The organism is Pseudomonas sp. MIACH, assembly GCF_001269925.1.
GTDB lineage: Bacteria > Pseudomonadota > Gammaproteobacteria > Pseudomonadales > Pseudomonadaceae > Aquipseudomonas.
Genome location: NZ_LHVO01000069.1, coordinates 1 through 26076, shown reverse-complemented (window position 1 = coordinate 26076; position 26076 = coordinate 1). Strand labels below are relative to the sequence as shown.

Annotated in this window: 18 protein-coding genes; 11 read left to right on the top strand and 7 right to left on the bottom strand. The window is 62.4% G+C overall.

The features are described from left to right. Positions 1-4: 4 nt before the first annotated feature. Positions 5-964, top strand: coding sequence for a zinc-binding alcohol dehydrogenase family protein (locus tag AD670_RS29890; protein WP_053140650.1), 960 nt, complete (start codon positions 5-7; stop codon positions 962-964). Between the two features lie 16 nt (positions 965-980). On the opposite strand, the gene AD670_RS29885 is transcribed toward AD670_RS29890, so the two are convergent. From AD670_RS29885 to AD670_RS29875, 3 genes are all read right to left on the bottom strand, one after another. Then, positions 981-2009 carry a purine nucleoside permease gene (locus AD670_RS29885; RefSeq protein ID WP_053140647.1) on the bottom strand — a complete coding sequence of 343 codons (1029 nt, stop codon included), beginning with the start codon at positions 2007-2009 and terminating at the stop codon, positions 981-983. 14 nt (positions 2010-2023) lie between these two features. Beyond that, entirely contained in the window at positions 2024-2971 is a 948-nt protein-coding gene (locus AD670_RS29880) for a nucleoside-specific channel-forming protein Tsx (protein WP_053140644.1), read from the bottom strand. Between the two features lie 155 nt (positions 2972-3126). Further along, the gene (locus AD670_RS29875; protein WP_053140641.1) at positions 3127-4065 is read right to left on the bottom strand and encodes an AraC family transcriptional regulator; all 939 of its coding nucleotides are present in this window, start codon (positions 4063-4065) and stop codon (positions 3127-3129) included. Positions 4066-4276: 211 nt separating this feature from the next. Between AD670_RS29875 and AD670_RS29870 the strand changes: the two genes are divergently transcribed. After that, positions 4277-5587 carry a sugar ABC transporter substrate-binding protein gene (locus AD670_RS29870; RefSeq protein ID WP_053140638.1) on the top strand — a complete coding sequence of 437 codons (1311 nt, stop codon included), beginning with the start codon at positions 4277-4279 and terminating at the stop codon, positions 5585-5587. A 21-nt stretch (positions 5588-5608) separates the two neighbouring features. Continuing rightward, positions 5609-6382, top strand: a complete 774-nt coding sequence (locus AD670_RS29865) for an L-iditol 2-dehydrogenase (RefSeq protein ID WP_053140635.1) — start codon at positions 5609-5611, stop codon at positions 6380-6382. Between the two features lie 140 nt (positions 6383-6522). Here AD670_RS29865 and AD670_RS29860 read toward each other — a convergent pair whose 3' ends face one another. Continuing rightward, a complete protein-coding gene (locus AD670_RS29860) occupies positions 6523-7215 on the bottom strand; it encodes an NUDIX hydrolase (RefSeq protein WP_053140632.1) in 693 nt (230 codons plus the stop codon). 146 nt (positions 7216-7361) lie between these two features. Between AD670_RS29860 and AD670_RS29855 the strand changes: the two genes are divergently transcribed. From AD670_RS29855 to nadE, 3 genes are read left to right on the top strand one after another with little or no spacing between them, the layout of a single operon-like run. Continuing rightward, positions 7362-8009, top strand: coding sequence for a nicotinamidase (locus tag AD670_RS29855; protein WP_053140629.1), 648 nt, complete (start codon positions 7362-7364; stop codon positions 8007-8009). Positions 8010-8020: 11 nt separating this feature from the next. After that, entirely contained in the window at positions 8021-9238 is a 1218-nt protein-coding gene (pncB, locus tag AD670_RS29850) for a nicotinate phosphoribosyltransferase (RefSeq protein WP_053140626.1), read from the top strand. 1 nt (position 9239) lies between these two features. After that, positions 9240-10052, top strand: coding sequence for an ammonia-dependent NAD(+) synthetase (gene nadE / locus AD670_RS29845; RefSeq protein ID WP_053140623.1), 813 nt, complete (start codon positions 9240-9242; stop codon positions 10050-10052). Here nadE and AD670_RS29840 read toward each other — a convergent pair. Further along, on the bottom strand, positions 10042-10530 hold the full coding sequence (locus AD670_RS29840) for a type VI secretion system tube protein Hcp (protein WP_053140620.1): 489 nt from the start codon (positions 10528-10530) through the stop codon (positions 10042-10044). The two genes, nadE and AD670_RS29840, sit on opposite strands and share 11 nt — an antisense overlap. Positions 10531-10715: 185 nt before the next feature. Between AD670_RS29840 and AD670_RS29835 the strand changes: the two genes are divergently transcribed. The 4 genes from AD670_RS29835 to AD670_RS29820 all read left to right on the top strand — a co-directional run bounded on the left by AD670_RS29835 (position 10716) and on the right by AD670_RS29820 (position 14917). Continuing rightward, positions 10716-11630 carry a hypothetical protein gene (locus AD670_RS29835; protein ID WP_053140617.1) on the top strand — a complete coding sequence of 305 codons (915 nt, stop codon included), beginning with the start codon at positions 10716-10718 and terminating at the stop codon, positions 11628-11630. Positions 11631-11638: 8 nt separating this feature from the next. Beyond that, positions 11639-12103, top strand: a complete 465-nt coding sequence (locus tag AD670_RS29830; RefSeq protein WP_256243962.1) for a hypothetical protein — start codon at positions 11639-11641, stop codon at positions 12101-12103. 245 nt (positions 12104-12348) lie between these two features. Then, entirely contained in the window at positions 12349-13704 is a 1356-nt protein-coding gene (locus AD670_RS29825; protein ID WP_053140610.1) for an MATE family efflux transporter, read from the top strand. A gap of 40 nt (positions 13705-13744) precedes the next feature. Then, positions 13745-14917, top strand: a complete 1173-nt coding sequence (locus tag AD670_RS29820; protein ID WP_053140607.1) for an MFS transporter — start codon at positions 13745-13747, stop codon at positions 14915-14917. Between the two features lie 30 nt (positions 14918-14947). Here AD670_RS29820 and AD670_RS29815 read toward each other — a convergent pair whose 3' ends face one another. Together AD670_RS29815 and AD670_RS29810 are read right to left on the bottom strand one after the other, a co-directional pair. Continuing rightward, positions 14948-15313 carry a type II toxin-antitoxin system HicB family antitoxin gene (locus tag AD670_RS29815; protein ID WP_053140604.1) on the bottom strand — a complete coding sequence of 122 codons (366 nt, stop codon included), beginning with the start codon at positions 15311-15313 and terminating at the stop codon, positions 14948-14950. Beyond that, positions 15310-15561, bottom strand: coding sequence for a type II toxin-antitoxin system HicA family toxin (locus AD670_RS29810; RefSeq protein ID WP_038846635.1), 252 nt, complete (start codon positions 15559-15561; stop codon positions 15310-15312). Before AD670_RS29810 ends, AD670_RS29815 begins: the two co-directional genes overlap by 4 nt. 210 nt (positions 15562-15771) lie before the next feature. Here AD670_RS29810 and AD670_RS29805 point away from each other — a divergent pair. Beyond that, on the top strand, positions 15772-26076 hold a 10305-nt coding region (locus tag AD670_RS29805; protein WP_053140601.1), incomplete at its 3' end, for a non-ribosomal peptide synthetase.

Sequence of the window (26076 nt, the reverse complement as noted above, 5' to 3'; positions counted from 1 at the left end):
GGTCATGAAAGCACTGCAATTCTCCACCACTGGCGACCTCAGCGCCCTGAGCTTCGTCGACGTCGCCACGCCGGTGCCGGCCGCCGATCAAGTGCTGGTACAGATCAAGGCGGCGGGCCTCAACCCCAGCGACGTGAAGAACGTGCTCGGGCGTTTCCCCTACACCACCGTGCCGCGCATACCTGGCCGCGACTTTGCCGGTGTGGTCGTGCAAGGTCCGCAGGCGCTGGTGGGGCAGGAGGTCTGGGGCACCGGTCGCGACCTGGGCTTTTTTGCCGACGGGTCCCATGCCCAGTACCTCACCGTATCGGCCAGAGGCGTCGCGCACAAACCGACCCACCTGAGTTTTGCCCAGGCCGCCAGCCTGGGGGTGCCGTACACCACCGCCTGGGATGCGCTGGAGCGCAGTGGCGTGGGCAAGGGCACGCGGTTGCTGGTGATCGGCGCCAATGGTGCTGTGGGCAGTGCGGCATTGGCCTTGGCGAACATCCGGGGTGCCCAGGTGTTGGCGGCGGTGCGCAAGGCTGACCAGGTCGAGGTGTTGCAGGGGCAAGGATTCGACGCGATTGCGTTGGGCAAGCCCGAAGAGTTGGGCGCGCAGGTCAATGCGGTATTCAAGGGCGGCGCCGATGTGATCTTCGACACCACCGGCTTCTGGCTGCCGGCGGCCGTGGCAGGCCTGGCGCCGTTCGGTCGCATCGCGATTATCGCCGCGCCGGTGGACGGCCATGTACAACTGCCGGCCCTGGCCCTGTATCGCAAGGGCGGCTCGGTGGTGGGGATCAATTCATTGCTCTACAACTGTGAGCAGTGCGCGGTGATGCTGGAGCAGTTCGGGCGTTTCTTCGATGAGGGCCTGCTGCCGCTGCCGACCGGCCTGCGCGAAGTGGCGCTGGCCGATGGCGTGCAGTGCTACGAGGATGTGAATCAAGGCAGTGCGGACAAGATCATCTTGCTGCCTTGACACAGTTCGCGGCGCACTAGGCTTCTGGAACGCCTTTCTCCCATGCCGACCAGTTCTTGAGGATCGCCTGTACCAGCGGGTTACCCGTGCGGTACAGGTTTTCCAACGCGGGTACGAACCCACCCTGATCGGCGTATTTGAGCAGGTTGTCCACTTCGCTGTAGCCAGGGTACGGGCGGTCGAAGTCCGATCCGGCCCGTACGACGGCCAGGCGCTGGATGTCCACCAACCCTTCACGGCTGGCGCGCAGCAGGGCTTCGTAGGTGGAGTTGTCCTCCTGTTGGGTGGTGCAGTATTCGCCTTTGTTATCCGTGAGTAACTTGGTCCACACCTCGGCGCGTTCGCTCAGGCGCGTGCCGGAGAACCAGGTATTGCCCGCCAGCGTGTCGCAGCGGGTGACTTGCGGTGGCTGGTTGGCGGGAGCGGCGGGGTAGTGTTTGCGCCAGGCGGCGGACTCTTTGCTTTCCGTGAGTTCGACGTTGTGCGACAGCGCAAACGCCTTGGCCTGCAGCTTGGGGTTCAGCTCAAACACTTCGGTCTTGTAGTCCAGTGGTGGTTTTTCGTTGGGCCCCTTGGTGTTGATGCCGAGATAGCCGGTCGGCCAGTCCTTGGGGGCATCCCGCGAATCCAGCTCCCACTGGGTACCGAATTCCACCAGGTAGTGGGCCCAGGCGGCGGTGCCGATAGTGCCGTGTTTGGGGCTGATCCCGGCAATCCCGGCGATCAGGAAATAGCTCTGGCGCAGGTCGAACTTGGGCGACAACGCCAAGGCCAGGGTGGACGCGGCGGCGTTGGTCTGGCCCATGCCGGTCACCAGCAGGCACACGTCCTGGGTGTTGCAACGGATCACCGGGTATTCGGCGGACAGGCCGGGCACGCGCACTTCCTGCTTGAGTTCCAGGCGGTCGATCCAGGTTTGCGCCTCGGGAGCGAACATGGTGATCAGCATCACCTTGGGCTTGATGGGGGCAGCAGAGTCAGCCAACACCACGTGGGGCAACAGGGCCAGGCCGACGGCCAGCGAGAGACGGGTAAATGTATTCATCTAATACTCCTTGATCAGAATTGGTAGCCCACGCCGGCGTAATACCCCCAGCCGTCGGAGCGGGCGCGGAAGTTACCCTCGCCGAAGTTCAACTCACTGCCATCTTCCCAGTTGCCGCCGTTATGAAAATAACGACCGACCAGGGTAAAGCGCAGGTGGGTGAAGGAATACAGCAGCACGTTGGTCGCCACCAGGGCGTTGGCGGTGCGCGCCGGGTTGTCCTTGTGCAGGTCCGAGCCGAAATCGTAGTTGGTGAAGCCGATATAGGTCAGCGAGGCGCCGTTGTCGAACTTGCCGATGGGCACGATGTATTTCATCTGCGCGCGGTAGCCGTCCCAGGAATACTCATTGCTGGCGCCGTAGTTTTCCCACTGGTAACGCCCGTAGAAGTTCGCCGACAGGTTGACCCGCGAGTGGGTGTCGATGTCGGTGCCCAGGCCGCTGTACAGGGTGTTGGCACGGTTGGCTTTATTGCTGCCGTGGTCGTAGATCCAGTCGAACGCCACATACCATTCCTTGAACGGGCCGATGGCCAGGCTGCGTCCGGCCAGGTAATCGATGGAGATACGCGGCTCGTGCTCCATGAAGACCGGCGAGCCATGGTCCCACGCGCCTTTGTCGTTACTGTTACCGATGCCCAGGATCTTCGGCACGTCGATGTAGCCGTATAACTCGAAGGGCCCCTTGCGGCCGAAGTACTCGTATTCCAGGTACACATCATCCTGCGGCTTGGGGCCGAAGCTGATGTCTTTACTGCCGATCAGCGTCAGGTCCTGGTTGAACCATTCCGATAGATAGACGCCTTTTTTCGCCGGGCTGGCCTCAGGGCTCAGGGTTTCGCCCTGTGCTGAGTCATCGGCGGGTTTTTCCTGCGCCAAAATGGGTGCGCTGAGTACTCCCGTAACGGCGGCCAGTAGCAAGGAAACACCAAAGCAAACACGGGGCCTAGAGGTGGAGTGCATTGAAAGTCCCTATTCGTACGCGGTTTGAACCCGATTCATCGGGTGAAGGTGAACTTGGCTGCCAAGTTCGTACCGCAAACGTTTGCACAGGCTGTACCAACTTTGCTCAATGGCTTGAATGCCATGGAAAAAAGCTGAATTAGTCGACCTTTTGATCAGAAATGACTGGGTGTCATTTTTTCGATGGGGTTGAACAGGTGCATCGGCGTTTCGCGGCGGTATTCACTGGGGGTCTGGTGCATCTCGATCCGAAAGTGCCGGTTGAAGTTGGACAGGTTGGCGTAGCCCACTTCAAAACAGATATCCGCCACCGACATCTCGCTTTGCAGCAATAACCGACAGGCGCGTTGCACGCGGAATTTGCGCATCAGGTCGATAAACCCATGGCCGGTGTTGCGCTTGAAGAAGCGTGAGAAGCCCGGTTCGCTCATGTCCAACTGTTGGGCTATCACCGAGAGGCGCACGTCACCGGTGAGTTCGCTCATCAGGTAGTCGAACGCCTTGTTGATGCGCTCGGCGCTGCGGGCGTCCAGGGTCGGTGCGTAACAGGGACTGGCCAGGGCCTTTACCTGCTGCGCCGGGGCGTTTTTCAGGCAGTCGAGCAGTTGCAGGAACAGGATCAGCCGTTGCAGGCCATGGGCGCTGCCGATGGCCTCCATCAAGCTTGCAGCCTGCACGGCGGTGTCGCCGCTGAACTCCAGGCCACGTCGGGCGTGTTCGAACAGCGCGTGCAAGTCGCCAAGTTCCGGCAGGGTCTTGCGCAGGGCGAGGAGGGCAGCGCCGTCGAATTGCAGCACCACGTCGCGGCCGGCCAGGTGTTCACCGGGGGCCAGTTCGCCGATCCAGTCGTGGGGCAGGTCCGGGCCGATCAGCGCGACATGCCCGGCACCGAACGCACCGATATAGTCGCCCGCCACCAGCTTGCCGCTGCCCTGGCGGATCAGGTGGATTTCGAATTCAGGATGATGGTTCCAGCGCGCCAGATCGTAAGGGTAGTCGTGTTCGAACCAACGAAAGCAGTGCTGCGGCTCGGGCAGGATCACCTCAAGCTCGGCGGGGCGGTGTTCGAACAGCGTGGCGCGACTGACGGGCATGCTGATGCCTCTTCTATGGGTGCAATCGCCTCAAAATACGCGGGTTGGCAATCCTTGCGCTACCCCCGGTTTCGCCCGGCACTGATACTTTTTTGCTCCTGAACCAGCGGTTAAAAAAGTATCAGCCGCGCATTCGCCATGCGTTTGTGAGGGCTGGGCCCAAGCTGCTGTAATCGGCCCTCAACAACAAAAACAACAGGTGGAAACCGCTATGTCCAAGATTCCGCAAGCGTTGTTCCTGCTTTCCGGCCTGGCCTTGGCTATGCCCAGCCAGGCAGCCGACACCGTGACCATCGCTACCGTCAACAACAGTGACATGATCCGCATGCAACGTCTCTCCAAGGTGTTCGAGCAGCAGCACCCGGACATCCAGCTCAAGTGGGTGGTGCTGGAAGAAAACGTGCTGCGCCAGCGCCTCACCACCGATATCGCCACCCAGGGCGGCCAGTTCGACGTGCTCACCATCGGCACCTACGAAACCCCGCTGTGGGGCGCCAAGCACTGGCTGGAACCGCTGACCTCACTACCCGCCGATTACGATGCTGACGATATCTTCCCCTCGGTGCGCCAGGGCCTGTCGGTCAACGACACCTTGTATGCCTTGCCGTTCTACGTGGAAAGCACCGTCACCTACTACCGCACCGACCTGTTCAAGCAGGCCGGCCTGAGCATGCCCACGCACCCGACCTGGACCCAGCTCGGTGAGTTCGCCGCCAAGCTCACGGACAAGAACAACGGCCAATACGGCATGTGCCTGCGCGGCAAGGCCGGTTGGGGCGAGAACATCGCGCTGCTGAGCACCATGGCCAACGCCTTCGGTGCGCGTTGGTTCGATGAACAATGGAAGCCGCAATTGACCAGCCCCGAATGGACCGCCGCCGCCAACTTCTACGTCAACACCCTCAAGCAATACGGCCCGCCGGGCGTATCCAGCAACGGCTTCAACGAGACCCTGGCGCTGTTCAACAGCGGCAAGTGCGCGATCTGGGTCGATGCCAGCGTCGCCGGCTCCTTCACCACCGACAATAGCCAGAGCAAAGTCGCCGACAGCGTAGGCTTCGCCGCGGCCCCCACCGAAGTCACCGACAAAGGCTCCTCCTGGCTGTACGCCTGGTCGCTGGCCATCCCGGCCACCTCCCAGCACAAGGACGCCGCCAAGGCCTTTATCGCCTGGGCCACGTCCAAGGACTACATCCAGCTGGTCGCCGATAAAGAAGGCATCACCAACGTACCGCCTGGCACCCGCCAGTCCACCTACAACGCGGCGTACCTCAAGGCCGCACCGTTTGCCCAGGTGACCCTGGAGATGATGAAACACGCCGACCCTGCGCACCCGTCGGCCAAGCCTGTGCCGTACGTGGGCATCCAGTACGTGACCATCCCGGAGTTCCAGGCCATCGGCACGTCCGTCGGCAAGCTGTTCTCGGCGGCGCTGACGGGGGGCATGTCGGTTGAGCAGGCGTTACTCCAGGCGCAGTCCACCACCGAGCGCGAAATGAAACGCGCCGGCTATCCCAAATAATGTTCAAAGGACACCTGCCTTATGAAACGACTCGAAGGTAAGAGCGCGCTGATCACCGGATCGGCGCGCGGGATTGGCCGCGCGTTTGCCCAGGCCTATATCCATGAAGGCGCGACCGTCGCCATCGCCGACATCAACCTGCAGCGGGCCCAGGCCACCGCTGCCGAGCTTGGCCCACAGGCCTACGCGGTCGCGATGGACGTCACCGACCAGGCCTCCATCGACAACGCAATTGCCGCCGTGGTCGCCCAGGCCGGCAAGCTCGACATCCTGGTCAACAATGCGGCGCTGTTCGACCTGGCACCCATCGTCGACATCACCCGCGACAGCTTTGATCGGCTGTTCTCGATCAATGTCGCCGGCACGCTGTTCACCCTGCAAGCCGCCGCCCGGCAGATGATCAGCCAGGGCCACGGCGGCAAGATCATCAACATGGCCAGCCAGGCCGGGCGGCGTGGCGAAGCGTTGGTGGCGATCTACTGCGCGACCAAGGCGGCAGTGATCAGCCTCACGCAATCGGCGGGGCTCAACCTGATCAAGCAAGGGATCAACGTCAACGCCATCGCCCCCGGCGTGGTGGATGGAGAGCATTGGGACGGGGTAGATGCGCTGTTCGCCAAGCATGAAGGGCTGGCGCCTGGCGAGAAGAAGCGGCGGGTGGGGGCAGAGGTGCCGTTTGGGCGGATGGGTACGGCTGAAGACCTCACCGGAATGGCAATCTTCCTGGCGTCGAAGGAGGCGGATTATGTGGTGGCGCAAACCTATAACGTGGATGGCGGCAACTGGATGAGCTAAAGCCATCCCCCAATCAAAACTGTGGGAGGGGGCTTGCTCCCGATAGCAGTGTGACAGTCAGCAAATAAAGTGACTGATCCACCGCTATCGGGAGCAAGCCCCCTCCCACATTTGAACGTCATCGTTCTTGAAAAGGGTGCTTAGTCGGCAAAACTGCGATCAAAGAAGTACACCGCCCCAGGCTTCAAGTTCTCCACCGTCGCCTGGGGCCTGCCGCCCTCGCCATGCTTCTTGCGCCCCGTCTCGCGCAAATATCCCGCCTCCGTCAGCTTCAACAAGCGCTGGCGAATACTGGTCTTGAGCACCGGGCGCGCCAGCACCAGGGAAAAGATCGTGGTCGCTTCCGGCGCGCTGAACTCATTGCCCAGGAACATCAGCGGCAAGCTGCTGTACAGCGACTTGGAGAACAACCGCTCCTGCACGGCCGCGACGATGCTGTTGTGATCGAACGGCAACTTGATGCTGCCGTCCGCTACCGCCTTCAACCCAAACCAGCCTTGATGCTCCCCCAACTGCACCTCATCCGCGACGATCGCCAAGTAGTACGTTGATGACGACCAGCAACGCGGATCGCGAAACGCATCGCCCACCGTGCCCACTTGCTCGCTCCAGGCCAGCTCCAGACCGACCTTGTCACTGACGCGCAAGCGTTCCACCGCATCCTGGAGGCTCAGATCTTGCACGCCGCCATTCACCACCACGCCCGGCAGCGCCCAATGCCCGGCGAAGGGCTCGGCTTCGCGTTTGTTCAGCAGCAGTTTGAGTTCTCCGGCAGCGCGGCAGTAGCACAGCACGCACAGGTCGACGGTATGGAGGTAGGGGCTAAGGGGCATGTGACGTCCTTCTGAACAGCGGTGGGGCACAGTCTAACGGATCGAACAGATATGTCATGTACCTGCGTCAGGATAGATAAATAAGTGTTTCTTGCAATGAAAGTACATGACGTGTACTTTTATTTCCAGGCCACAGGAGAACCGCCATGACCCTTGCGAAAACTGCCCTTGCTTCATTCGACGTCGATGCCCAGAAGAGCTTCACGCCGCTGTGTCCCAACGAGTTGCCGGTGGCCGGCGGTGACCAGATCGGTGCCGAACTCAATTACATGGCCAGCCTCGCCGGCCACCGTGTCGGCAGCAAGGACGCCCACACCCCGCACGCACCTTGGGTGGTCACGCAACACAGCGAGATGCTCAAGCCCACCGGCCTGGTCCACGCCGACGTGACCTGGGTCAGCCACTGCGTGCCGGGCACCGAGGGCTTCACTCTGCTCGACGAACTGCCCACCCCCTATGACTACGACTACTTCATCTGGAAGGGCGTCGAACCCGACCTGCACCCCTATGGCGCCTGCTACCACGACCTGCACGACAAACTCTCCACCGGCGTGATCGAGTACCTCAAGGCCCAGGGCGTCAGCCGCGTGATCGTCGGCGGCCTGGCTCTGGACTACTGCGTCAAGACCACCGCCTTGCAACTGCTCAAGGCCGGCCTGGAGGTGGTCCTGCACCTGCCGGCGTGCCGTGGAATCAGCGAGGAGGGCGGCGTACAGGCCGTCAATGAGTTGCTCAAGGCCGGTGCTGTCATCAGCAGCACCCGCGAAGAACTGGCCGCGATGGCCACGCGTTAAGGAGATACACCATGGAAAGTGCCTACGACTACGAAGCCCCGGTGATCCAGGGCTTGCTCGACACCGACTACTACACCTTCACCATGATGCAGGCGGTGTTGCACCAGCACCCGAATGTCGATGTGGAATACAACTTCATCGTGCGTGCCAAGGAAAAACTCGGCCACCTGATCCCCGAGTTGCGCGCCGAGCTTGAAAAAATGGCCGGCCTGCAGATGCGCGAGGGCGAGCTGCGCTTTCTGTTCAACCCGCGCTTTCGCGAATACCTGACCCCCGACTACGAACGCTTCCTCGGTCTGTTCCGCTTCAACCTGCGCTATATCCACGTCAGTGAGGTGGACGGCCAACTCAACATCCGCGTCATCGGCCCGATGCTGCACTGCATCATGTTCGAGCAACCGGTACTGGCGCTGGTCAGCGAGCTGCGCAACCGCGCCAAATACCCCGACGTGACCCTGGAAGATGTCACCCGCAAGCTCTACCAGAAGTTCGACTGGCTGGAAAAAAACCTCAGCCGAGACGAGTTGGCCGACCTGCGTGTCTCTGACTTCTCCACGCGCCGGCGCCTGTCGTTCAAGGCCCAGCGCGAAGTGGTGGACATCATGCGTCGCGACTTCCCCGGCCAGTTCGTCGGCACCAGCAATGCGCACCTGGCCTATGAATTCGACTTGCCGCTGATCGGCACCATGGCTCACCAGTGGATGATGGTGCACCAGCAACTGGGGCGGTTGCGTGAAAGCCAGAACGCCGGCCTGGAAAACTGGGTGCGTGAATACCGTGGCCGGCTGGGCGTTGCCTTGACTGACACCATCAGCACCGATTTTTTCCTCAAGGATTTCGACCTGTACTTCGCCAAGCTCTACGACGGCCTGCGCCAGGACTCCGGTGATCCCATCGCCTGGGCCGACAAGGTGCTGGCCCGCTACAAACAGCTGGGTATCGACCCGATGACCAAGGACCTGATGTTCTCCGACGGCCTGAACTTCGAAAAATGCCTGCCGATCCTGCGGCACATCCGTGGCAAGGCCAAGTTCGGTTTCGGCATGGGCACCAGCCTGGCCTGTGACGTGGACGGCGTTGAGCCGCTGAGCATCGTCATGAAGCTGGTGCGGGTGCACGGCGAACCGGTGGTGAAGTTCTCCGATGACCCGGTGAAGAACGTCTGCGAAGACGCCTCGTTTTTGCAGTACGCAGCGAAGGTATTCAATGTCGGCAACGTGGAGGTGTGACATGCAAGAACGTATCGCGCAGGAACTGAATATCAACCGTGCGCTGGGTAAAGGTGGCGAGCCTCGGGAAATCCAACGGCGCATCGACTTCATCACGCACACCTTGCGTCATTCCGGCTGCAAGGCCCTGGTCCTGGGCATCAGCGGCGGCGTCGATTCCCTCACTGCCGGGCGCCTATGCCAACTGGCGGTGGAGCAACTGCGGGCCGAGGACTACGCCGCGCGCTTTATCGCCATGCGCCTGCCCTACAAGACCCAAGCCGATGAGCGCGACGCCCAGGCCTCGCTGGATTTCATCACCCCGGACCATATCGACACCCTGAACATCGCCGCCAGCGTCGACGGCCTGATGGCCAGCCTCAGCGCTTCCGAGGCCAGCGCCGCCCAGGTCGACTTCATCAAAGGCAATGTCAAGGCCCGCACCCGCATGATCGCCCAGTACGCGGTGGCCAACCTGCACAACGGCCTGGTCGTCGGTACCGACCATGGCGCCGAAGCGCTGATGGGGTTCTTCACCAAATTCGGCGACGGCGCCTGCGACCTGGCCCCGCTGGCCGGCCTGACCAAGACCCAGGTGCGCCTGCTCGCCAGTGCCCTTGGGGCCCCGACGAACCTGGTTCACAAGCAGCCCACTGCCGACTTGGAAGAACTCGCACCGGGCAAGCTGGATGAACAGGCCTATGGCTGCACGTACGAAGAGATCGATGCGTACCTGATGGGCGAGCCGGTGAGTGAGCGGGTGAGGGCGATTGTCGAGGGGGCGTACAGCAAGACAGCGCACAAGCGGGCGCTGCCTGTCGTGCCTACACCTTGATATTTTCGCGAATGTTCCAGCCGAACCTGATTGGCCCGCCATCTTTTCCACCATCGGCTTTCTGCGGCTGGTAACTGACTTCAACCTTGGCGAAGTTAAGGCTGATTTCCTCCGTGAGTACGTCATTGGTTGCCGCTGCACGCGTGTCGTAAGTGGCAACCATGACTTCCTTCAACGTGATCAGCAGATACTCCACGCTGCTGTCGCCGCCAGCCTTGCGCACCACGATACGGGCTTCGGGGTAATGCTTGCCGGTTGCGCAGGCCATCATCAGGTTTGGCGTGGATTTATCCAGGGTCTTCTCAATCGCGATATTCGCCATATTGACCTTGCCGGCCCCGCCACCCGTGCCGCTGTGCATGGAGCCGGATTGGGACAGGCTCCAGCCCCAGCGGGTTATATCGATTTCATCACGATGTGCCTGGTCCCTGGACTCGCCCTTGATGTCTCCCAGCTTCAAAAACATATCGGTTGCCATGTTCGCTCCTTGTTTGATCGTTCGCCGGTAGTGGCGCGGGGCGTACTTTTCCTATTCCCAGGATTGACTACAAGACGCTGAGGCCAGATCGGGAAGTGGCTGTCTTAAAAAAGGAAACCTTCCTACATTCCTCACGGATATTGATTCTTTACGCTCTGCGCTCTTGTGGGTTCAGGAGTAAAGGAATGGCTACCAGCGTATTGAAGGACGGTTTCCCTAAGGCTCACCTCACCACCCGTGAGCGGGTAGAAAGCAGCATTGATCTGCGTCGACTGTTTGCTGTGATCGACGCTGATCCTGCGATTGCCGGGGCAGGGGTGGTTTACCTCGACGCCCAGTTGTGGCCGGTGACGTTGCGTGAGTTTCAGCCGATTTGCAGTGTGTTGCCCAAACGCGTGATCTTGCGGGAGATGCCGAGTTCGATGGCGCGCTTGGATTTTGTGCGGCGGTTGGAGCATGAGCCGGTGGAATCGCAACTCGTGTTTGAGGCGCTCGGGATGGGGCTTGCATGCGGCAGTGCGATTTTAGGTTGGCTTGTGGCAGTCAGTGGTACCGCTGCAATCCCATTTACTGGCGGTATCAGCTCAGTAGTTGCAGTTGTTGGCTATACGTCTGCTACGGCCAGTTTCGTCCAATGCATTGTTGGCGGGTATCGTGTGTACAACGAATTGACCGATCCCTTGAAAAATCAAGCGCTGGACAGTGATCCTTGGTATCAACATGCAACCGCTGCTCTGGACGCTGTTGCGCTTGTGGGGGCCAGCACCTCCTTCCTAACGACTGTAAAGCTAGTCAGTTTGACGAAGGCAACCACCGGCAAAGGTTGGTACCCAGTACTCAAGGGGCTTACTCGACAGGAAAGAGCAAAATTGACGAAGGAGTTGTTGAGTATTCAACATCCGCAGTTGACTTCGAAAATGATCAAGTTGAAACAGCTGGCAGGTGATTTACCCAAGCGACTGACCTCTGCGAAGCTTCGCCATGCCACGGTTACTCAGATCAAGGATGTCGTAGGCGCTTCAATGACTGTGGGAGGTAGCATTGTAAATGGCAATTTTCGAACGATTGCCGTGGGGTTATATGAGGCGTTTGAAGAATGATATTTCTGATGACTTATAAGGAACTCCTGCGTTATTTGAAACGCTATTTTCCTGTATCTATGGGGGCACTTTTTGCTCAAGGTTTTACGATCGCCATCGGTATACCGCTGATGATTGGCAGTTACTTTGAAGTGCTACCCGCCGGTGAGAACCTCAGGTATTCCTATTTTTCGGTACTCGGTGCGTCTTTTCTTATCGCCCACTGCAACTTCATGGTTGTCCGTGGCTATCCAGGATGGATATGGGTCCCAGTTATCTTGATGTTCTTGTGCTTGGTTGGTGTTCTACCCACCATCGCCTATCGTCCTCATAAAGTTTTCTATGTGTCAGGCATTCTGTTTCCATTGCTTGCCCTACTACTGCTCAACAGCAAACTGCACCGCGAAGCCCGCAATGAGTGGGTAAAACTGCGCGAAAAACGCCAGCGCATCGGCAGAATAATCCGCACCCAGCGCCAACGATTCCGGCGCTAGGCGCGGTTATAAGGCTATACGGCTCAATCGACCGACTCACCGCGCCTTCCTTGGGCTGTGCATATTCCATCGGCACGCCGAGCCGTTTCTGGGTGGCGACCTGAGTCGCGGTGATGCTGAAGATCCAATGCGGGCCTCGGAACCCGCGCCTGATGGCGATCCGTAGATCATGCAAAGCACAGGAAGATCGGATCCAATTACGGTATAACCCTCGGACGCTTTAGTTCTCCGAGGCCCCGTTTTTCATGCAAAGCCCTTTGCAACGACCGCTGTGGCAGGTCTACCTGATCTTTCTGGCACCGATGGTGCTGTCCAATTTCCTGCAGAGCTTTTCCGGCACGCTCAACGGTATTTACGTCGGGCAACTGCTCGGCACCCAGGCACTGGCGGCTGTGTCGGGGATGTTCCCCATTGTGTTTTTCTTTATTGCCCTGGTGATCGGCCTGGGGGCGGGCGCTTCGGTGTTGATCGGCCAGGCCTGGGGGGCGCAGGAAACCGCGATGGTCAAGGCGATTACCGGTGCCACCCTGACCCTCGGCGCATTGGTGGGCTTGCTTGCGGCGGTGCTTGGCAGTCTGTTTGCGCGCCCCGCGTTGCAGGCATTGGGCACGCCCGCGGATGTGCTCGACGATGCCGTGGGCTATGCCCAAATGATGATGTTGATCATGCCGCTGCTGCTGGTGTTTATCCTCTACACCCAGCTGTTGCGCGGCGTCAGCGATACGATTTCGCCGCTGCTGGCGCTGATAGTGTCGACCCTGGTCGGCGTGCTGCTGACCCCGGCGCTGATTCGCGGCTGGATCGGCCTGCCGCCCATGGGCATCCAGAGCGCGGTGTACGCCGGCTTGGTGGGCAACGCTGCGGCGATGCTGTTTTTGATCCTGCGCCTGCGCCATAAAAACCATGTGATGGCGCCAGATCGCGAGTTGCTCGCGGCCTTGCGCCTGGATCGCGTGATTTTGGGAAAGGTCCTACGCATCGGCTTACCTACTGGCCTACAGATGGTGGTGCTGTCGCTGTCTGAACTGGTCATCCTCGCCCTGGTCAACGGTCACGGTTCCCAAGCCACGGCGGCGTATGGGGCAGTGACGCAGATCGTCAACTATGTGCAATTCCCGGCCCTGTCGATTGCCATCACCGCGTCGATCCTCGGCGCCCAGGCGATTGGCGCGGGGCGCCTGGAGCGTATCGGGCCGATCCTGCGCACGGGGTTGCTGATCAACACCTGCCTGACCGGTGGCCTGATCGTGCTGGGCTACGTGTTATCCCACTGGTTGCTCGGGCTGTTCATCACCGATGACGCCGCACGCGTGAATGCCGAGCACCTGCTGCACATCATGTTGTGGAGCATCCTCGTGTTCGGCTTCCAGGCCGTGATCGGCGGAATCATGCGCGCCAGCGGCGTGGTGCTGATGCCGGTGGCGATCTCGATCTTTTGCGTGCTGTGCGTGGAGCTGCCGATGGCGTACCTGCTGAATGCACACTTCGGCCTCGAAGGCGTCTGGATGGCATTCCCGGTGACGTACCTGGCGATGCTGGGCTTGCAGACCGCGTATTACCGGCTGGTGTGGCGGCATAAGCAGATCAAGCGGCTGGTGTGATAAAAGGATGCGCAATTTAAGGACAGAAGGCGTTTAAGTCATGGCAAACCCTTACGCCGAGTTGTTTCAAGTCCCCGGCGCCCGCGCCTTTGTATTGGCCGGCATGCTGGCGCGCATGCCGGTGTCCATGGCCGGTATTGGCCTGATCACCATGCTCTCCCAGGTGCACGGCGGCTATGGCCTGGCCGGATCGGTGGCGGCAGTGTTCGCCCTGGCCACGGCGTTTTGCGCGCCGCAGGTGTCACGCTTGGTGGACCGCTACAGCCAAGGCCGGGTGCTGCCGATTGCCGCCGTGATCGGCGGCGGGGCGCTGTTGCTGCTGTTGCTGTGCACGCGGTTGCAGGCACCGACTTGGACGCTGTTCCTGTTTGCTGCCCTGGCGGGCTGCATGCCGAATATGTCCGCCATGGTGCGGGCGCGCTGGACCGAGCTGTACCGGGGCCAGCCCAAGCTGCAAACCGCGTTTGCCCTGGAATCGGTGCTGGATGAGGTGTGCTTCATCATCGGCCCACCGATTTCGGTGGGCTTGAGCGTGGTGCTGTTCCCCGAAGCCGGGCCTCTGGTGGCCGCGCTGCTGCTGGCGGTTGGCGTGACCACGTTTGTGCTGCAACGCGCGACCGAACCCCCGGTGCACGAGCACCACGCTCACCATCGGGGCTGGCTGATCGCGTCACCGTCGGTACTGATCCTGATGATCCTGCTGCTGGCCATGGGCGTGATCGTCGGCGTGGTGGATGTGGTCAGCGTGGCCTTTGCCCAGCAGCAGGGCCAGCCGGCGGCGGCAAGCATCGTGCTCTCGGTGTACGCCATCGGTTCGTGCCTGGCGGGATTGGCCTTTGGCACCCTCAAGCTGAAGGCGTCGTTGCCCCGGCAGTTCCTGTTCTGCGGCGTGGCTACGGCGTTGACCACCTTGCCGTTGCTGCTGGTCACCAACATTCCGGGTTTGGCAGTGGCCATCTTTGTCTCCGGCTTGTTCTTCGCTCCGACCCTGATCGTGTCCATGGCCCTGGTGGAACGTATCGTCCCGTCGAGCCGCCTGACCGAAGGCATGACCTGGCTGATCACCGGCCTGAGCATCGGCGTGGCCATCGGCGCCGCCAGCTCCGGCTGGATGATCGATCACTTCGGGGCAGCCAGCGGGTTCTGGGTAGCGCTGGCGGCGGGGGCGGTGGTGATGGGCTCAGCGGTGCTGGGGTATCGGCGCTTGGACTGAGCGCCACACTGGCAATGAAACGTCGAAACGTCAGCCAGTCACGGGGCAGGAGTCCGCTCGGTGGTGTTGCAGGAATTCGTTCAGCGCCTGGCGCGTCAGGTCATTCAGGGTCACCTTTTTACGTGTCGCTTCAAGGGCGGCGGCAAGGTGAAGGTCGTGGCCGACCCGCACGTTGAAAGAGCCTTTGCACGGCTTCTCCGGTGTTTGCCCAAGGGCTTGGCAGGTAGTGAGGTAGTCGTCCACGGCTTCGCGAAATGCGGCGTCCAGTTCGGCGACGGTTTTGCCTTCGTAGCTCACCAGAGCCTTGATGAACAGGATCTTGCCGAACAGGCAGTTGTCTTCGAGGCTGGCTTCGATAGAGCCGATGTAGCCATTGTGTTTCAGTTGGTTGTTCACTGAATCAGTTCTCCTGATTTCAATTGTTCGATGATCTGGCGGCGAATGTAGTGTTTCAGTTCGTTGCCGGGATGAGGCTTGTGCAAGGTGATCATTGCACTCGGGTCGCCGATGTCGAACTTGACGCGGCTTCCGGCCCCCTCAATCTGTGTGTAGCCAAGACGACGCAGCAGCGTGACGAGCTCGGGCCAGGTAAATGCCATGTGCTCGTTGAGCAGTTTGGCGAGCAGCTTTTCATTTTTGGACACGGCGTTCCTTGCGTGTAACTAAATTTAGTTGCAGAAAGTGGTATTCGTCAATGCTAGCTAGGGTTCGTGTGTCTTTCCTGGGATTGATGTAACCCTTGATGACAGCTCGCTCTACGCCGCCCATCCCCCCGCTAATTTTTCCCTGTCCGGTTCGTTTTATAGGGACGACGTGCCTTTGTGCTTCCTGCCTATTGCTCCGGACTCCAACAAATGAATGCTGAAGACTCCTTGAAACTTGCTCGCCGGTTTATCGGGTTGCCCCTGGAAAAACGCCAGCTGTTCCTGCAGGCATTGCAGAAAGAAGGGGTGGATTTTTCGCGGTTTCCGATTCCGGCCGGCGTGGAGGCTGAGGACCGCCAGGCGCTGTCCTACGCGCAACAGCGCATGTGGTTTCTCTGGCAACTGGACCCGAACAGCGGCGCCTACAACCTGCCGGGCGCCGTGCGGCTCAAAGGCGCGCTGAACCTGGGCGCAATGGAGCAAGCGTTCGCCAGTCTGGTGGCCCGCCACGAAACCCTGCGCACGGTGTTCCAGCGCCAGGCCGATGAACGCTTGATGCAGGTCGCCGTACAGCCGTCGCTGGCCATTGAACAGCTTGATCTCACGGCGTTGGCCCCGGCCGAACGTGAACACGCCGTCAACGACGCGGCCACCCGCCAATCGCTGCTGCCGTTCGACCTGGAGCACGGCCCGCTGCTGCGTGTGCAACTGCTCAGGCTCGATGCCCAGGAACACGTGTTGCTGCTGACCCTGCACCATATCGTCTCCGATGGCTGGTCGATGAACGTGCTGATCGACGAGTTCATCCGTTTTTACGACGCCCACGAGCGCAACGAAGCGCCGCAACTGCCGGCGCTGCCGATCCAGTACAGCGACTACGCCTTGTGGCAGCGCCGCTGGCTGGAAGCGGGGGAGCAGGCTCGTCAATTGGCGTACTGGCAGGCGCGCCTGGGCGATGAGCACCCGGTGCTCGAGCTGCCCACCGACCACCCACGCCCGGCCATGCCCAGCTACCAGGGCACGCGCCACACCTTCGCGATTGAGCCAGCGCTGGCCGCGCAGTTGCGCACCTGCGCGCAACAGCACAACGTCACCCTGTTCATGCTGTTGCTCGGCGCGTTCAATGTGCTGCTGCATCGCTACACCGGTCAGGGCGATATCCGCGTCGGGGTGCCGATTGCCAACCGTAATCGCACCGAAGTCGAAGGGCTGATCGGCTTCTTCGTCAACACCCAAGTCTTGCGTACTGAGCTGAGCGGGCAAACCCAGGTTGCCGAGTTGCTGCAGGGCATCAAGGAGCATGCGCTCGGTGCCCAGGCCCATCAGGAATTGCCCTTCGAGCGCCTGGTGGAAGCCCTGAACGTCGAGCGCAGCCTCAGCCATACGCCGCTGTTCCAGGTGATGTACAACCATCAGCCGGTGGTGGCCGACATCGCCTCGGTCAGCACCGCCTCCGGCCTGGAGCTGGCCTTGGTGGAGTGGCAAGGCCGTACCACCCAGTTCGACCTGACCCTCGACACCTATGAAAAATCCGGCACCCTGCATGCCGCGCTGACCTACGCCAATGACCTGTTCGACGCGCCGTCCATCGCGCGCATGGCCCGGCACTGGATCCGCCTGTTGCAGGCCATGGTTGCCGATGGCGAGCAGCGCATTGGCGAACTGCCGATGCTGGCCGCCGATGAGCAGCAGGTGCTGGTGCACGCCTGGAACCAGACCGCGCAAACGTATCCGAGCGAGCGGGGCATTCATCACCTGATCGAAGACCAGGTACAGCGCACGCCGCACGCGCCGGCGCTGGTATTCGGTTCGACCACCCTGACCTATGCGCAACTCGACGCCCGGGCCAACCAGTTGGCCCATGCCTTGCGCGAGCAGGGGGTTGGCCCGGACGCGCTGGTGGGGATCTGCATCGAGCGTTCCGTCGAGATGGTCGTCGGCCTGCTGGCGATCCTCAAGGCCGGCGGCGCCTACGTCCCGCTCGACCCTGAATACCCCCAGGAACGCCTGGCCTACATGATCGAAGACAGCGGCATCCAGCTGCTGCTCAGCCAGCAGCGCCTGCTGGCTGAGCTGCCCGCCGCCGGTATCCGCGTGATTGCCCTGGACCAGCCTGCGCTGTGGCTCGACGGCTACAGCAGCGAATCGCCCGCCGTGGCGATCCACGCGCTGAACCTCGCCTACGTGATCTACACCTCTGGCTCCACCGGCAAGCCCAAGGGCGCCGGCAACAGCCATCGCGCATTGGTCAACCGCCTGTGCTGGATGCAACAGGCCTACGGCCTCGACGCCAGCGACGCAGTGCTGCAGAAAACCCCGTTCAGCTTTGACGTGTCGGTGTGGGAGTTCTTCTGGCCGCTGATGACCGGCGCCCGCCTGGTGGTCGCCGCGCCTGGCGAACACCGCGAGCCGGCGCGGCTGATCGAGACCATCGGCGAGCAAGGCATCACCACCTTGCACTTCGTGCCATCGATGCTCCAGGCGTTTATCCATGAGCCGGGCGTGCAGGTGTGCACAAGCCTCAAGCGTATCGTGTGCAGTGGCGAAGCCTTGCCCCTGGACGCGCAACTGCAAGTGTTCGCCAAGCTGCCCCAGGCCGGATTATTCAACCTCTACGGCCCGACCGAAGCGGCCATCGACGTGACCCACTGGACCTGCATCGACGAAGGCGCCGACAGCGTGCCCATCGGTCAACCCATCGCCAACCTCGGCACCTACGTGCTCGACGCGCAGCTCAATCCGGTGCCTGCCGGCGTGGCTGGCGAGTTGTGCCTGGGCGGCACCGGCCTGGCGCGCAGTTACCACCGTCGCCCGGCATTGACTGCCGAGCGCTTTGTGCCCAGCCCATTCGCCGACGGTGCGCGCCTGTACCGCACCGGCGACCGTGTGCGCCAGCGTGCCGACGGTGTGATCGAATACCTTGGTCGTCTCGACCACCAGGTCAAGCTGCGCGGACTGCGCATCGAACTGGGGGAAATCGAGGCGCGCCTGATGCAACACCCGTCGGTGCGCGAGGCGGTCGTGCTGGTGCAGGGCGGCAAGCACCTGGTGGCCTACCTGGTGCCGCAAGGCGAGGCGCCCACCGACCTCAAGGCCTGGCTGCTCGGCAGCTTGCCGGAATACATGGTGCCGACCCATATGGTGCCCCTGGCCAAGCTGCCGGTGACCGCCAACGGCAAGCTCGACCGCAAGGCCCTGCCACTGCCGGACGTCGCCGCGCAGCAGGCCTACACCGCGCCGGAAAACGCCGTGCAAAAAGCCCTGGCGGCGATCTGGAGCGATGTGCTCGGCGTCGAGCAGGTCGGCCTGGACGACAACTTTTTCGAACTGGGCGGCGATTCGATCATCTCCATCCAAGTGGTCAGCCGCGCGCGCCAGGCGGGGATTCGCCTCAGTCCGCGCGACCTGTTCCAGTACCAGAGCGTGCGCAGCCTGGCGTTGGTGGCAAGCTTCGAGCACACCAGCGTTATCGACCAAGGCCCTGCCAGCGGCGAAGTGATCCTGACCCCGGTGCAACAGGGCTTTTTCGCCCAGGCGATACCCGTGCGTCAGCATTGGAACCAATCGTTGCTGTTGACCCTGCGCGAGCTGTTGGAACCGGCACGCCTGGAAGCCGCGCTAACCCAGCTGATCAACCATCACGACGCCCTGCGCCTGCGTTTTGTGCAACGGGCCGAGGCTTGGCAGCAAGCCTATGCCGCGCCAGTCACCGAGTCGGGCCTGTGGCAAACCCACGCCAGCAGCGACGATGAGCTGGCGGCGCTGTGCGATGAAGCCCAGCGCAGCCTCGACCTGGCGCAAGGCCCGTTGTTGCGCGCCGCGTTGGTGAGCATGGCCGATGGCAGCCAGCGCCTGCTGTTGGTGATCCATCACCTGGTGGTCGATGGCGTGTCGTGGCGCATCGTCCTCGAAGACCTGCAACAGGCTTACCGCGCTGCCTCGCTGCCGGCTAAAACCAGCGCCTACCAGCGCTGGGCTGAGCAGTTGCAAGCCCATGCCTGCACGCTGGACGACCAGCTGCCGTACTGGCAGGCCCAGTCGGCCGACGCGGACTTGCCGTGCGACAACCCCCAGGGTGGCCTGCAAAACCGCTTGGGCAGCAAGCTCGAACTCCGCCTGGATGCCGAACACACCCGGCAATTGCTCCAGGACGCACCGGCGGCCTACCGCACCCAGGTCAACGACCTGTTGCTCACGGCCCTGGCGCGGGTGATCAGCCGTTGGAGCGGCCAGCCCGCCACATTGATCCAACTGGAAGGCCATGGTCGCGAAGACCTGTTCGACGACATCGACCTGACCCGCACCGTGGGCTGGTTCACCAGCCTGTTCCCGGTACGCCTGCACGCCGACGGCGAGCTGTCGGCGGCGATCAAGTCGGTCAAGGAGCAACTGCGCGCCATACCGCACAAAGGCATCGGCTACGGTCTGTTGCGCTACCTGGGTTCGCCCCAGGCCCGCGAAGCCTTGGCCGACCTGGCCGCGCCGCGCATTACCTTCAACTACCTGGGCCAGTTCGACCGTCAGTTCAACGAGTCGGCGCTGTTTGCGCCGGCTACTCAGGGCAGCGGCCAGGCCCAGGATGCGGACGCGCCGTTGGCCAACTGGCTGACCGTGGAAGGGCAGGTGTACGGCGGTGAGCTGTCCCTGCAATGGGGCTTCAGTCGCGAGATGTTCGAAGTGTCGACTGTGCAGCGCCTGGTGGATGACTATCGCCAGGAACTGTTGGCGCTGATTGCACATTGCAGCGATCCGCAACAGGGTGGCCTGACCCCGGCCGACGTGACCCTGGCGCAGTTGACCCAGGCACAACTGGACGACCTCGCGCTGCCCGCCCGCGACGTCCAGGACGTGTACCCGTTGTCGCCGATGCAGCAGGGCATGCTGTTCCATAGCCTCTATCAACAGGGTGAGGACGATGTCTACGTCAGCCAGTTACGCGCTGATGTGCAGGGCGTTGACGTCGATCAGTTCCAGCGCGCCTGGGCACAGGTGCTGGCGCGCCATGACATGCTGCGCACCGGGTTTGTCTGGCAGGACGACCAGGGCCAGGCCCTGCAGGTGGTGCATCGCCACGTCAGCCTGCCATTCGACACATTGGATTGGCGCGAGCAGCCAGACCTCGACACGGCACTCGACGGCCTGGCTGGCGAACACCAGCGCCAGGGTTTCGAATTGGCCCGTCCGCCACTGCTGCGGGTGGCGCTGGTGCGGGTCAGCGACGAGCGCTGGCACTTGATCTACACCAGCCATCACATCCTGATGGATGGCTGGAGCAACGCCCTGGTGCTCAACGAGGTGCTGCAAGCCTACAAAGGCCAGGCATTGCCGCCGGCCGGCGCAGCGTTCTGCGCGCATATTGCCTGGCTGCAACAGCAGGACCCGGCGCTGGGCGAAGCTTTCTGGCGCGAACGTCTGGCGCAGTTGGAAGAACCGACGCATCTGGCTCGCAGCGTGGCCAGGACCGCGCCCTCCAGCCGCGATGGCTATGGGCAGATGCGCTGGGAATTGGATCAAACCCAGACACGCGACCTGGCCACCTTCGCCCGTGCCCATCAAGTCACCCTCAATACGCTTGTGCAATCGGCGTGGTTGCTGCTGCTGCAGCGCTACACCGGCCAAGCCAGTGTCGCCTGCGGCGTCACCGTCTCGGGGCGCCCGGCGCAGTTGGCGAATGTCGAGCAACAAGTCGGCTTGTTCATCAACACCCTGCCACTGATCGCGGCGGTGAATCCATCGCAAAGCGTCGGCGACTGGGTGCGTAGCGTGCAGGCGTTGAACGTGGAAATGCGCGAGCACGAGCACACGCCGCTGTTCGATATCCAGCGCTGGGGCGGTTCGGCCGGCGAGGCACTGTTCGACACCCTGGTGGTGTTCGAAAACTTCCCGGTGGCCAAGAGCCTGGAGCAGTCGGGCGAGGGTGGCCTGCGCTTCAGTGGCGTCAGCCATCAGGAACGCACCAACTACCCGCTGACCCTCACCGTGCACGGCGGCCAACACTTGAGCCTGCACTTGGAATACCCACGCGCGGACTTCGATGATGAGGCCGTACGCCAGATTGGCGCGTACCTGCAGGGATTGCTGCAGCAGTTTGTCGCTGCGCCTGGGCAAGCGCTGGGCGCCGTGCCGTTGTTGCTGCCCGATGAACACCGGCGCGTGCTGCAGGAGTGGAACCCGCGTGATGTCGCACGGCCGGCCCAGGCCAGCGTTTTGCAGCGCTTCGAACAGCAGGCAGCGCTGTGCCCGCACAACATCGCGCTGATCCTCGATGAACAGCGCATGAGCTACGCCGAACTCAACCTGCGCGCGAACCGCCTGGCCCATCACCTGATCGAGCAGGGCGTCTGCGCCGACACCCTGGTGGGCGTCGCGGTGGACCGTTCCCTGGAGATGATCGTCGGCCTGCTGGCGGTGCTCAAGGCCGGTGGCGCCTATGTGCCGCTGGACCCGAAATACCCCGCCGAGCGCCTGCAATGCATGATTGAGGACAGCGGCCTGCAACTGCTGCTGACCCAGCAGGCGCTGCTGGAGCAACTGCCGCTCACCGACAACCTGGTGCGGGTCTGCCTGGAAGATCGCGCCGACTGGCTGGCCGACTACAGCGGGACAAACCCGGCGCCGCGGGCGCTGCCTGCCAACCTGGCCTACGTGATGTTCACTTCCGGCTCCACTGGCCGTCCGAAGGGCGTGGGCATCGACCAGGCATCCCTGGCGCGGCACGTGGAGGTCTTCACCGAGCTGTTCGCGTTGCAACCCCAGGATCGCGTGCTGCAATTTGGCACCTTCAACTTCGACGGTTTTGTCGAGCAGTTGTACCCGGCCCTGTGCTGCGGCGCGGCGGTGGTGGTGCGTGGCGGCGAGCTGTGGGACAGCGACACCTTCTACCGGCAATTGCGCGACCACGATATTTCCGTGGTCGACCTGACAACCGCCTACTGGCTGGCGCTGGTGCGTGATTTCGCCGAGCGTGGCCCGCGTGATTACGGGCGTTTGCGCCAGTTGCATATCGGCGGCGAAGCCATGCCGCCCGAAGGCCTGAGCGCCTGGCGTGAAGCGGGCCTGCAACACGTTCGCCTGCTCAACACCTACGGCCCCACCGAGGCCACAGTCACCGCCACCGCCCTGGACTGCGCCGCGTACGTCGACGGCCGTGAAGCGTTGCCGTCGATGATGCCGATCGGTCGCGTGCTGGACGGCCGCGCCATTTACCTGCTGGACGCCAACCTCAACCCGGTGCCGGTGGGTGTAGCGGGTGAACTGGTGATCGGCGGGCCGCTGTTGGCGCGGGGGTATTTCAATCGCCCTGAGCTGACCGCTGAGCGCTTCGTGCCTGACCCGTTCTGCACCGACGGCGCTGGCCGCCTGTACCGCACGGGTGACCTGGCGCGCTATCGCGCCGACGGCATGATCGAGTACGTGGGGCGCATCGACCATCAGGTCAAAGTCCGCGGTTTCCGCATCGAACTGGGCGAAATCGAAGCACGCCTGCTGGCCCAGGCCAGTGTGCGCGAGGCGTTGGTGATCGCGGCCGACAACCAACTGGTCGGCTACATCGTCGCCAACCGGGCGCTGTCCGAAGCGCAACAAACCGAATTGCGCACCCAGCTCAAGGCCACGCTGCGCGAGGAACTGCCGGACTACATGGTGCCGGCGCACCTGCTGCTGTTGGACCGCCTGCCACTGAGCCCCAACGGCAAGCTGGACCGTGCCGCACTGCCTAAGCCCGATGCTCGCCAGTCCCTGGTTGACTGGATCGCACCGGTTACTGCGGTGGAGCAACAGGTCGCGGGCATCTGGGCCCAGGTGCTGGGCGCCGAGCGGGTCGGACTCAACGATCACTTCTTCGAAATGGGCGGGCATTCGTTGCTCGCCACGCAAATGGTGTCCCGCGTACGGCATGGCCTGGGGGTTGAAGTCAGCCTCAAGGTGCTGTTCGAGCAGCCACTGTTGGCGGATTTTGTCCGGGCGCTGGGCACCGAGCGTGATGCGACGCCGGCGCTGGTGAAAGCCAAGCGTGACCAGCCGTTGTTGCTGTCTTACGCCCAGGAGCGTCAGTGGTTCCTCTGGCAGTTGGACCCGCATAGCGCGGCCTACCACGTGCCGAGTGCATTGCGCCTGAAAGGCGCCCTGGACAAACCTTCATTGCAGCGCGCCTTCGACACGCTGGTGGCACGCCACGAAAGCCTGCGCGCACATCTGCAACAGGATGGCGAGCGCGCCGTGCAGGTGATCAACCCACAAGGGCACATCGAGATCGCCTCGCTTGATACCCACGAGGGCGGTTTGCAGGCGCTGATCGAAACCCTGATCACCCAGCCGTTTGATTTGCGCCAGGGGCCGCTGATGCGCGTCAGCCTGTTGCGGCTGGCCGAGGATGAACACGTACTGGTGCTGGTGCAGCATCACATCATTTCCGATGGCTGGTCGATGCAGGTGATGGTCGACGAACTGGTCCAGCTCTACGCGGCCTACAGCCAGGGGCAAGCGCTGCAATTGCCGGACTTGCCCATCCAGTATGTCGACTACGCCCTCTGGCAACGTAGCTGGATGGAAGCGGGGGAGAAGGCGCGGCAGCTGGATTACTGGCGCGGTCAGCTTGGCGGTGAGCAACCGGTACTGGAACTGCCGTTCGATCACCAGCGCCCGGCGGTGCCGACCCATCGCGGTGCGCGCTTGAGCGTCCCACTGGCGGCACCGTTGCTGGAGCAACTCAAGACGCTGGCCCAGCGTGAGGGCGTGACGTTGTTCATGCTGCTGCTGGCGTCTTACCAGGTGTTGTTGCACCGCTACAGCGGGCAGCAGGACATTCGTGTCGGCGTGCCGATTGCCAACCGCAACCGCATCGAGACCGAGCGCCTGATCGGCTTTTTCGTCAACACCCAGGTGCTCAAGGCCGAGATCGACGGGCACACCAGCGTGCGCGAGTTACTCGCCCAGGTTAAGCAGCGCGCGCTGGAGGCCCAGGCCCATCAGGACCTGCCGTTCGAGCAATTGGTCGAGGCGTTGCAGCCCGAGCGCAGCCTGAGCCTGAGCCCGTTGTTCCAGGTCGCGTTCAACCACCATGTGAGCCTGGCCGGTGAGCATCTTCAGCGCCTTGAACACCTGGAGCTCAGCCCGGTCAGTTGGGATGAGACGGTCGCGCAGTTCGACTTGACCCTCGATATCGAGGAGTCCCAGGACCGGTTGCGCGCGTCGTTGAGCTATGCCACCGACCTGTTCGAGACCCCCACCATCGAGCGAATGGCGCGCCATTGGCAGAACCTGTTGCAGGCGATGGTTGCCGATCAACAGCAGTCCATCAGCCAGTTGAACCTGCTGGACCAGGACGAGCAGCAGCACATCCTTGCGCTGTGGAATCAAACCGACGCCGGCTTCAGCGCCGAGCGCCTGGTGCACGAACGGGTGGCCGACCGTGCGCGGGAAAATCCCGCTGCCGTGGCGGTGAAGTTCGACACACAAACCCTGAGCTATGGCGAGCTGGACCGCCAGGCCAACCGCCTGGCCCATGCCTTGATCGCCCGTGGCATCGGCCCCGAAGTGCGCGTGGCCATCGCCATGCCGCGCAGCGCCGAAAGTCTGGTGGCGTTCCTCGCGGTGCTCAAGGCCGGTGGCGTCTATGTGCCGCTGGATATCGAATACCCGCGTGATCGCCTGCTGTACATGATGCAGGACAGCCGCGCCCAATTGCTGCTGAGCCACACCCGCGCGCTGCCGCAACTGCCGGTACCCGAAGGCATGCAGACGCTGGCCATCGATAGCACCGAGGCCTGGGCCGACTACAGCGACACTGCGCCCCAGGTCAACCTGCACGGCGACAACCTCGCCTACGTGATCTACACCTCCGGTTCCACCGGCATGCCTAAAGGCGTGGCGGTCGCCCATGGGCCGTTGGTGGCGCACATCATTGCCACTGGCGAGCGCTACGAAACCAGTCCTGCCGATTGCGAACTGCACTTCATGTCATTCGCCTTCGACGGTTCCCACGAAGGCTGGATGCACCCGCTGATCAACGGCGCCAGTGTGCTGATCCGTGACGACAGCCTGTGGCTGCCCGAGTACACCTACGAACAGATGCACCGCCACAACGTGACCATGGCGGTATTCCCGCCGGTGTACCTGCAACAACTGGCCGAGCATGCCGAGCGTGACGGCAATCCACCGGCGGTGCGGGTCTACTGCTTTGGCGGCGATGCGGTGGCGCAGGCCAGCTACGACCTGGCCTGGCGCGCGCTCAAGCCGACCTACCTGTTCAACGGCTACGGCCCGACCGAAACCGTGGTCACGCCGCTGCTGTGGAAAGCCCGCCGAGGCGATCCTTGCGGCGCCGTCTACGCGCCAATCGGCACGTTGCTGGGCAACCGCAGCGGCTACGTGCTGGATGCGCAACTCAACCTGCAACCCATCGGCGTCGCCGGCGAGTTGTACCTGGGCGGCGAGGGCGTGGCCCGTGGTTACCTGGAGCGTCCGGCGCTGACCGCCGAGCGCTTTGTGCCCGACCCGTTCGGCAAACCCGGCAGC

Excerpts from the sequence above, each read along its gene's own strand:
- AD670_RS29875 (WP_053140641.1), bottom strand. The coding sequence starts at position 4,065 with ATGCCCGTCAGTCGCGCCACGCTGTTCGAACACCGCCCCGCCGAGCTT.
- AD670_RS29870 (WP_053140638.1), top strand. The coding sequence starts at position 4,277 with ATGTCCAAGATTCCGCAAGCGTTGTTCCTGCTTTCCGGCCTGGCCTTG.
- AD670_RS29835 (WP_053140617.1), top strand. The coding sequence starts at position 10,716 with ATGGCTACCAGCGTATTGAAGGACGGTTTCCCTAAGGCTCACCTCACC.
- AD670_RS29820 (WP_053140607.1), top strand. The coding sequence starts at position 13,745 with ATGGCAAACCCTTACGCCGAGTTGTTTCAAGTCCCCGGCGCCCGCGCC.
- AD670_RS29830 (WP_256243962.1), top strand. The coding sequence starts at position 11,639 with ATGACTTATAAGGAACTCCTGCGTTATTTGAAACGCTATTTTCCTGTA.
- AD670_RS29860 (WP_053140632.1), bottom strand. The coding sequence starts at position 7,215 with ATGCCCCTTAGCCCCTACCTCCATACCGTCGACCTGTGCGTGCTGTGC.
- AD670_RS29885 (WP_053140647.1), bottom strand. The coding sequence starts at position 2,009 with ATGAATACATTTACCCGTCTCTCGCTGGCCGTCGGCCTGGCCCTGTTG.
- AD670_RS29880 (WP_053140644.1), bottom strand. The coding sequence starts at position 2,971 with ATGCACTCCACCTCTAGGCCCCGTGTTTGCTTTGGTGTTTCCTTGCTA.
- pncB (WP_053140626.1), top strand. The coding sequence starts at position 8,021 with ATGGAAAGTGCCTACGACTACGAAGCCCCGGTGATCCAGGGCTTGCTC.
- AD670_RS29840 (WP_053140620.1), bottom strand. The coding sequence starts at position 10,530 with ATGGCAACCGATATGTTTTTGAAGCTGGGAGACATCAAGGGCGAGTCC.
- AD670_RS29865 (WP_053140635.1), top strand. The coding sequence starts at position 5,609 with ATGAAACGACTCGAAGGTAAGAGCGCGCTGATCACCGGATCGGCGCGC.
- AD670_RS29825 (WP_053140610.1), top strand. The coding sequence starts at position 12,349 with ATGCAAAGCCCTTTGCAACGACCGCTGTGGCAGGTCTACCTGATCTTT.
- AD670_RS29855 (WP_053140629.1), top strand. The coding sequence starts at position 7,362 with ATGACCCTTGCGAAAACTGCCCTTGCTTCATTCGACGTCGATGCCCAG.
- AD670_RS29890 (WP_053140650.1), top strand. The coding sequence starts at position 5 with ATGAAAGCACTGCAATTCTCCACCACTGGCGACCTCAGCGCCCTGAGC.
- nadE (WP_053140623.1), top strand. The coding sequence starts at position 9,240 with ATGCAAGAACGTATCGCGCAGGAACTGAATATCAACCGTGCGCTGGGT.